Source organism: uncultured Apibacter sp. (assembly GCF_946479295.1).
In the GTDB taxonomy this organism is placed as follows: Bacteria; Bacteroidota; Bacteroidia; order Flavobacteriales; family Weeksellaceae; genus Apibacter.
Genome location: NZ_CAMLFD010000027.1, coordinates 1 through 6,093, shown reverse-complemented (window position 1 = coordinate 6,093; position 6,093 = coordinate 1). Strand labels below are relative to the sequence as shown.

At 28.5% G+C, this 6,093-nt stretch carries 9 protein-coding genes; all 9 read left to right on the top strand.

What is annotated here, in order from left to right; translation table 11 throughout:
- A partial coding sequence (locus Q0T35_RS10960; protein ID WP_295843108.1) for a glycohydrolase toxin TNT-related protein occupies nucleotides 1-638 on the top strand: 638 nt, incomplete at its 5' end.
- Nucleotides 629-1,078, top strand: a complete 450-nt coding sequence (locus Q0T35_RS10955; RefSeq protein ID WP_295843106.1) for a hypothetical protein — start codon at nucleotides 629-631, stop codon at nucleotides 1,076-1,078. The genes Q0T35_RS10960 and Q0T35_RS10955, both read left to right, overlap by 10 nt.
- 56 nt (nucleotides 1,079-1,134) lie before the next feature.
- Nucleotides 1,135-1,866, top strand: a complete 732-nt coding sequence (locus Q0T35_RS10950) for a hypothetical protein (RefSeq protein ID WP_295843104.1) — start codon at nucleotides 1,135-1,137, stop codon at nucleotides 1,864-1,866.
- Nucleotides 1,863-3,209, top strand: a complete 1,347-nt coding sequence (locus Q0T35_RS10945) for a PAAR-like protein (protein ID WP_295843103.1) — start codon at nucleotides 1,863-1,865, stop codon at nucleotides 3,207-3,209. Before Q0T35_RS10950 ends, Q0T35_RS10945 begins: the two co-directional genes overlap by 4 nt.
- Before the next feature lie 8 nt (nucleotides 3,210-3,217).
- Entirely contained in the window at nucleotides 3,218-3,856 is a 639-nt protein-coding gene (locus Q0T35_RS10940; RefSeq protein ID WP_295843101.1) for a hypothetical protein, read from the top strand.
- The gene (locus tag Q0T35_RS10935) at nucleotides 3,853-4,320 is read left to right on the top strand and encodes a hypothetical protein (RefSeq protein ID WP_295813096.1); all 468 of its coding nucleotides are present in this window, start codon (nucleotides 3,853-3,855) and stop codon (nucleotides 4,318-4,320) included. The genes Q0T35_RS10940 and Q0T35_RS10935 overlap by 4 nt, the downstream gene beginning before the upstream one ends.
- A gap of 192 nt (nucleotides 4,321-4,512) precedes the next feature.
- Nucleotides 4,513-4,740 (top strand): hypothetical protein, encoded by a 228-nt coding sequence (locus Q0T35_RS10930; RefSeq protein ID WP_295843099.1) that lies wholly within the window; start codon nucleotides 4,513-4,515, stop codon nucleotides 4,738-4,740.
- Nucleotides 4,718-5,356: a hypothetical protein gene (locus tag Q0T35_RS10925; protein WP_295843097.1), complete on the top strand. Its 639-nt coding sequence runs from the start codon at nucleotides 4,718-4,720 to the stop codon at nucleotides 5,354-5,356. Before Q0T35_RS10930 ends, Q0T35_RS10925 begins: the two co-directional genes overlap by 23 nt.
- An 11-nt stretch (nucleotides 5,357-5,367) precedes the next feature.
- Entirely contained in the window at nucleotides 5,368-5,838 is a 471-nt protein-coding gene (locus tag Q0T35_RS10920; RefSeq protein ID WP_295813102.1) for a hypothetical protein, read from the top strand.
- The last annotated feature ends 255 nt before the right edge of the window (nucleotides 5,839-6,093 follow it).

Here is a 6,093-nt window from a genome sequence, read left to right as displayed (position 1 = left end):
CTTTCAGGCAGCTTGGTCAGTATGAGGATGAGGAACTTGGAGGACTCTATTATAACCGTTTCCGATATTACGATAGTAATTCAGGAACTTATATAAGCAAAGACCCTATAGGACTCGCTGGGAATAACCCAAATTTATACGCCTATACTCACGACTCAAATACGATGGTCGACCCTTTCGGGTTGATGCCTAATACATGGAATGTTTTTCAAAAAAAATCTGCTGGTTTATTTAATAAAAATAAAAAAGCATCTGATGCGTATAAATTGTTTAAAGCGGAAGATTGGAAAGCATTAGAAGACTTTATGGGAAATGGATCTTGGCCGCCTAATCAAGGTTTTACAAATATTGAAGAAATAACATTGCCTGTAGGAACTAAATTAGATAGGTATGGCCATGAAGGGGGTAGGTTTTTGGCACCTTTAGGAGCAAGTTTTGAATCAAGAGCTCTTCCTATCTCTTCAAATGTTTCTAGTAATTTAAGGTTTTATGAAGTAATAAAACCACTAAAAGTAGATGCTGGCCCTGCCATACCTTGGTTTGGTCAAAAAGGAATGGGTACTCAATATTTTACAGGTGATAAGAATATTGCTCAATTAATTGAAGAAGGTTATTTAAAACGTATAGAATGCAAATAAAAAGAATACAGGATAAAAAAAACACCAAATATGAAAAATTATTTGATGGAACATTAGAATTATTATATAAACAGACTTTTATATATGATATAGATAATGAGCAAATTAAAATTAATTTTTCCGATTTTGAAAATAATTATTTATCAACATTTTCATTATTTAGTAAATCAGTTTTGATAAAAAAAAATCTTTTAAATATAGAAGATAAACAATTTTTTTATAATGAAATAGTAGAAAAATTAAAATTAAAATCTAAAATTCCTGAATATAATAATCCTGATGAATTAAAATATTATTATGTCAAAAATACAGACTTTTCTCCATGTTTTACCTTTAAAAGCATAAAAAATAAATATTTATTGTTTTGTTTTGGTGTTTCAGAGCTAAATCCAGGTAGATATGTTATATTATTACAGGGTATACTTGAAATAATAAATTAAAAACTAAACAAAAATCCAACTCAAAGAGTTGGATTTTTTTCTTTTATTTTTGCTCTATGCAATCAGAAAGCCTAATAATAGAAATCCAACTACTCAATACTTCATTACAAAACTGGCTAGTTTTAAAAAGTATTTTAGAACAGAAGTATGCTATTGAATATTTCGAAAAAGGAGATTTAAATTTTGAGCATTTAAATGTAAAATTAAGACCAAGCGGCGAGATAAAGGAAATTCTAAATCAAAAAGATATAGAAGATAAATGGTTATTGCTTAAAGAGGAACTTTCACCGGAAATGGGCGATACTCTGGAAGAAAAACAAATGCTGGAAGGAGGTGATAATGATTTTAAAAATTCACTTCCTTTATTAAAAAACAGTTTATTACACCGTTTGTTCTTTATGGATTTATATAAATCATACACAATTTCGGATACATTTTACAGTATTGCTCCTTTAAAATATACATCACAAATATTTAACCAGGAAGAGATATTTCTAATAACCAAACAAAAAATAGAAAAGAATAATTATTCAGTAAAAATTAAATTTTTTTCTGAAGCAGATATTGAAAAAAACAAACATCTCAAGGCTATTTATAATTCCAAACTAAGAGATTTTTTAAAACAGGAATTTAATTATCAGTTTACCTGGTCTTTGGAGTATACTTTTGATATGCAACAGGGAATCATGTTGGAATGTCATTCTAAAATAAAAGAACAAGCTGCAAATAATTATACACATCTCACAGAACATAAAATAAGTTTAACCGAAAATTTAGAAAATATATGAGCAAATTATATGTGCCGGACGGGGCATGGCTGGTATGTTCTAAAGGTATGAAAAAGCAGCAAATAGCTGTAACCAGCCATAATAAAGTATTTATAGCAGGAAATCATTTGAAAGCTACCATTGAAGACCGGCCGGGAGGTAATTTTGTTTGCGGTAGAATGGCTATAGCCGGAGGTATCATTGGGGCGGTAGTCGGTGTTGTTTTAGTTGCCGGTTCAGTATTAACTGGAGGAGCATTAGCAGTTGCTGCTTGTGCAGCAGCAGGAACTGCAGCAGGATTAGGGGTTTCTCTAACACCTTCCATTTGTGGAATGTTATTACACAAATGGCAACCTTATGATACCAATGTGCTAACTGCAAATATTCCCCCGTTATTGGAAAATTCACAAATTCCCTGTCGATTAGGAGGTACAGTCATAATTCTTTATTCGGAAAAAGCTGCTGATGAATTTACAAATATTACTATAGGTAGCACACTTATTGATGTAGTAGGAGTAATAGCTCTTTCATATTTAATATATCCAGCTTTAAGCGCATTGGGTAATACCGCAGTATCTGCTAAGGCTATAACTATTGAATTTGGGTTAGGCGCTGGAGCTAATTATTTAGGTGGATTTGCTATAAGTGCGGGTACAGCATATGGGATTGGATGGGGTATAGATAAAGGTAAAAATATTGCATATGGAAATATACCTACAAGTGATGGAAATACAGTTAAAGATTATATTGGTGGATTTGAAAGTGATCCTTTAAAAGTAGTAGAAAATACAGATATATCAAAATCACCAGACACCGGTAAAGAAGTGTATGAACATGTTAATGATGCTGGAGGAGCAGCAGATGTAGGCCAAAAAAATGTAGGTAATCGGACTTCTCAAGTTGTTACGAATGAGAAATCCAGTTCTGTTAGGTTAGATGATATAGAAGAAAACGGCCCAACTATTACAAACCAGAGTGGAAAAATAGACGGAGCTATTGTAGGAAAAACTCAAACGAAAACTAGTCATATAGAAGTAACCAATCAGGATTATGGAGGCCGCTATCAGGAAGTGGATAGGCATTCTATTACTGTAAACTCGCAATATAATCCTATTGGAAAGTCAGAAATTGTTCCTTCATTAGGAAATGCTGTTAAAAATACAGTTAAAGATCAAAAAGGTCTTCCTTCTTTTGGTAAAAGTGGACCTCAAGGAGGTGGAATATTTTTAGGATTAATTCAAGATGCATATAAAGGTATTACTAACTTTATATTAAAAGAACAAGCAGAAGATTTACAAAAAGCTCTACTAGATGAAGAAGTTAAAGCTAGAGCTAAAATTAATGTATTAGCAGGTAAAGATTAGATTAATATATGAACAAAATAACTAACCTTACATTACATTTATTTTCTGTAAATGTTGTGATTTTATACTTTATATGGAGTGTAATAAATAGCATTTATGATTTTAGTCATTTGACTTTCTTACAATGGAAAGGTGCACAAAATAAGACAGAAGTATATTCAAGCCGAAGAAGCACAACTGTTACTTATGCTTACGAGAAGGAAGGAGTAAGAATAAGTCGTGAATATCCAGGTTTATTTGAGGGTATAAATACCTGGCTATGGAATATAGATAAAAAAAAGAATAAAGAAAATATATCTTTTTATATAAGAGATAAAGATTATATTAAAATAAAAAATAAAACGATAAAATATCGAAAAGATATATTTGGCAATAATCTTAAAGAAAAAGAGTCTGTTCCTTTTTTTGGTTTACGAAAAATAAATTCTAAATCAAATAAAATAATATTATTTTGTGATATTTGGAAATATAACTTTTCTATTATTTCATCTTTAATTATTATTTTATTTCCTTATATTTTAATATTTTTATTAAAAAAAATATTCAAAAAAAATATAAAAATAAGTGATAACATAGAATTACAAAAAAAAATTGGAGGTTTCATAATAATTTATTTTATAATATTTTTTTTTAATCTCATAATATGAAAAAAACAATACAAATACTAGTAGGGATTATTGCTTTTGCATTTTTAATAGTCATAATAAAAAAGAATTTTTTCGCAGTTGAAAATAATTATGAAAAAGGAATTGAATTTATAAATAAAAAAGAATTTGAAAAATCTATCCAATATCTTAAAATTGCTGATTTCCAAAAATATCCAGAAGCATATTTTGCTTTAGGAGAAGCATACTTACGGACAGATCAATATGATAAGGCTTTAAATAATTTTATTAAAACATATGAATTGAATGTTTTAAATAGTAATGATGATAATTATAGCTATCTTGTAAATATGATAGGAGTTCTATATCTATATAAAGATGTAAAAAAATCAAGATTTTTTTTGGAAAAAGCTCACAAACTTGGAAACTTAAATAGTAAAAATAATTTACAAATATTAGATTCCTTAGAACAAGTACAAAAAAATGCTCCTGATATAAATCAATAATTTTATGACGGCCCAACTATTACAAACCAGAGTGGAAAAATAGACGGAGCTATTGTAGGAAAAACTCAAACGAAAACCAATCATATAGAAGTAACCAATCAGGATTATGGAGGCCGCTATCAGGAAGGAAACAGGCATACTATTACGAGTAACTCTCAGTACAGTTCTATAGAAAAATCAGATGCATTAAAAATGTCAGGACAAGCATTATTAAATTTTGGTAAAGATCAAATCAGTAGACCAAGTTTGGATAAGGATGGTACAAAAGGAGGAAATTTATATTTTGGATTATTGCAAGACTTAGCAAAAGCTATTAGTAATTTTTTGCTTGAAGGGCAAGCAAAAGATGTATTAGAAGCAATGAAAAAAGAGGAAGCAGAAGCACGTGCTAAAATTAATGTTATTGCAGGAAATGATTAATGCAAAAAAATACTATATAATTGAAAAATTATTTTCAACCTTATGGCTTATTTATTTTATATATTCATTATCTTTAACCCTATATGATATTGTTTCAATTGATAAAATCGACTGGTATCAGGCTAAAAATATTAGTTCTTCCTATAGTGGTTATAAAGCTACAATAGTTACTTATAGTTATGAAAAAGGCAATGTACAAATAGCTAGACAATATGGTTATTTTACTCAAGGATTAACTGTTTGGTTATGGGGAATAGATAAGAAAGCGGACAATATGGATATATCTTTTTATGTAAAAAAGAAAGATTATGATAAAGTAATCAATAATATGCCTTCATATCATGCTTTATGGTTTTCTAATAAGAAACAAGCGGATACGATTCCTTTTTTCGGGTTACGAAAAATTAATCAATCACCCAATAAAATTATACTTTTTTTCGATTTATTAAAGTATAATTATTCAATTATTTTAGGTTTATTACTTTTTTTTATGCCTACATTAATTACAACAGTGTTTAAACAAAATATAAATGTAAAGGATGCTACTAATAGTAGATATGTATATATTATAACAATTATATTTTCTATAACACTCTTTCTCCGATTTTTAATCTAAATTAAAAAATAATGAAAAAAATATATTTATTTATTAGTTTTTTAGCTATCCCTGTTTTTATTGGAATGGTTAAACTTTTTTTATTTACAGATTCTAACGAAGAAAATTTTACTAAAGGTATAAAAGCATTTGATACAGAAAATTATAATGCAGCAATTATATATTTTAATTGGGTTGATAAAAAAAAGTATCCAGAAGTAATACATTATTTAGGAGACAGCTATTTGAAAATAGGCGATGTATCTAATTGTATACAATTATTACAGGAAGTATACGATAAAAAAAGTGTAAATAATATGAATGAATTGTCAAAACTTGTAAATTTATTAGGAATAGCATATTCAAAAAATAATGATTTGAAACAAGCTCGATTTTACTTTTTAGAAGCAAAAAAGTTAGGAAATCAAAATAGCTTAAGAAATATACAAATATTAGATTCCTTAGAACAAGTACAAAAAAATGCTCCTGATATAAATCAATAATTTTATGACGGCCCAACTATTACAAACCAGAGTGGAAAAATAGACGGAGCTATTGTAGGAAAAACTCAAACGAAAACCAATCATATAGAAGTAACCAATCAGGATTATGGAGGCCGCTATCAGGAAGGAAACAGGCATACTATTACGAGTAACTCTCAGTATGATCCTAACTCTTTTGATATGAAAACGGTGAATAATTATATAAATAGATCTTTTTATAGCTCTTTAGATGATAATTTTAGTAGACCAAATATA

Coding starts and splice junctions, on each gene's coding strand:
- Q0T35_RS10935 (WP_295813096.1), top strand. CDS start 3,853: ATGAAAAAAACAATACAAATACTAGTAGGGATTATTGCTTTTGCATTT.
- Q0T35_RS10925 (WP_295843097.1), top strand. CDS start 4,718: ATGTTATTGCAGGAAATGATTAATGCAAAAAAATACTATATAATTGAA.
- Q0T35_RS10920 (WP_295813102.1), top strand. CDS start 5,368: ATGAAAAAAATATATTTATTTATTAGTTTTTTAGCTATCCCTGTTTTT.
- Q0T35_RS10940 (WP_295843101.1), top strand. CDS start 3,218: ATGAACAAAATAACTAACCTTACATTACATTTATTTTCTGTAAATGTT.
- Q0T35_RS10955 (WP_295843106.1), top strand. CDS start 629: ATGCAAATAAAAAGAATACAGGATAAAAAAAACACCAAATATGAAAAA.
- Q0T35_RS10930 (WP_295843099.1), top strand. CDS start 4,513: ATGTCAGGACAAGCATTATTAAATTTTGGTAAAGATCAAATCAGTAGA.
- Q0T35_RS10945 (WP_295843103.1), top strand. CDS start 1,863: ATGAGCAAATTATATGTGCCGGACGGGGCATGGCTGGTATGTTCTAAA.
- Q0T35_RS10950 (WP_295843104.1), top strand. CDS start 1,135: ATGCAATCAGAAAGCCTAATAATAGAAATCCAACTACTCAATACTTCA.